Consider the following 1,688-nt stretch of genomic DNA (forward strand, 5'->3'; position numbering starts at 1 on the left):
GCCCACCACCCCGGCCCACGCGCCCGCGGTGATCATGAGTTGCTGTCACGACACGGTGTCGCCGGCAACTTATGATCAACCGGCCGGGACGCGGGCCGGGACGCGGGCCGACGCGGGCCGGGGTGGGTCAGAAGCCGAGGGCTTGGGCGCGGCGCTTGACCTCGCGGGCCAGGTCGCCGCCGAGGGCGACGGCCGGGGTGCCCGGGAGGCTGGGGTCCTCCTCGTAGAGCCAGCGCAGCGCCGCCTCGTCGTCGTAGCCGGCGTCGGCGAGCAGGTTGAGCACGCCGGGCAGGTGCTTGAGCACGGTGCGGTTGGCCACCAGGTCGGCGGGGATCCGGCGGACCCCGTCGCGGCGCACCGTGAGCAGCTCGCGGTCCCGGATCATCTGGTGGACCTTGCTGATCGACAGGTCGAGCCGTTCGGCGACGTCCGGCAGGGTCAGCCAGGCGGCCGGGTCGGTCGGTCCGGGCAGGTCCGCGCCGGTGGCGGCCTGGTCGGCGGGTACGGAATCGGTCACCCGACCACCCTGCCACGTGCCCGGTACGGACCGGGCAACGGCACCCCCGTCGACGCGGCGGCCAGGCGTCCGGCGGGCGGGGCGAGCGCGGCGGGACAGGGCAGGTCGGAACCCGGCTGTAGCATCCTGTTCAACCTTCACCCTCCCGACACATAGACTGCCTGCCGATGGACACACAGGTCGCCGACACGTTGCTGGGCTCGCTGATCGACGGGCGCTACCGCATTCGCGGTCGCGTGGCCCGTGGTGGCATGGCGACCGTGTACACCGCCACCGACGAGCGCCTCGAGCGCACCGTGGCGGTCAAGATCATTCATCCGACCCAGGCCCCCGAGGCGCGGGCCCGGATGGCGGGCTTCGTGGCACGGTTCACCGACGAGGCGAAGACCATCGCCCGGTTGACCCACCCGAACGTGGTCGCGGTCTACGACCAGGGCACCCACGGCGGCCTCCCCTACCTGGTCATGGAGTACGTCCGCGGGCGCACCCTGCGCGACGTCCTCGCCGAGCGGCGCCGGCTCAACCCGGACGAGGCGCTCGCGATCGCCGAGCAGATGCTCGCCGCGATCGCCGCCGCCCACCGGGCCGGCCTGGTGCACCGCGACGTCAAGCCGGAGAACGTCCTGGTCGCGGAGGCGCCCACCGGCGGCCGGCCAACCTGGTGGACAGCGTCGTCAAGGTGGCCGACTTCGGGCTGGCCCGGGCGGTCGAGGCGAGCGCCGAGGAGGACAACGGCAACCAGCTGATGGCCACCGTGGCGTACGTCGCCCCGGAGCTGGTCACCGAGGGTCGGGCGGACACCCGCACCGACGTCTACTCGGCCGGGATCGTGCTGTTCGAGATGCTCACCGGCCGGGTCCCGTACGACGGCGACCGGCCGGTGGACGTGGCCTGGCAGCACGTCGACCGGGACGTGCCAACCCCCTCGACGCTGGTACCCGGGCTGCCCCGGCGCTCGACGACCTGGTCGCCCGGGCCACTCGGCGCGATCCGGGGGCGCGCCCGGCCGACGCCGGCGCGCTGCTGGCCGAGGTGCAGGTGGCCCGGGACGACCTGGGCAACGCGAACTCGCACACCACCGTGCTGCGGCAGCTCGGCGACGGCACCACACCGATGTCCCAGCCGACCATGGCGGTGGCCGCCGTCCGCCCCGCGGAGCGGCCCGCCTGGG

Annotated in this window: 1 protein-coding gene and 1 pseudogene; one reads left to right on the plus strand and one right to left on the minus strand. The window is 74.2% G+C overall.

From position 1 onward, the window contains the following. Nucleotides 1-127: 127 nt before the first annotated feature. A complete protein-coding gene (locus JNW87_RS38440; RefSeq protein WP_109805191.1) occupies nucleotides 128-517 on the minus strand; it encodes an Rv2175c family DNA-binding protein in 390 nt (129 codons plus the stop codon). Between the two features lie 167 nt (nucleotides 518-684). Between JNW87_RS38440 and JNW87_RS38445 the strand changes: the two are divergent. Continuing rightward, nucleotides 685-1,688 (plus strand): annotated as a pseudogene (locus tag JNW87_RS38445) (protein kinase); the annotation flags it as partial.

Origin of the sequence: Micromonospora sp. ATA51, assembly GCF_016802855.1 — a bacterium.
GTDB classification, from domain to species: Bacteria; Actinomycetota; Actinomycetes; order Mycobacteriales; family Micromonosporaceae; genus Micromonospora; species Micromonospora sicca.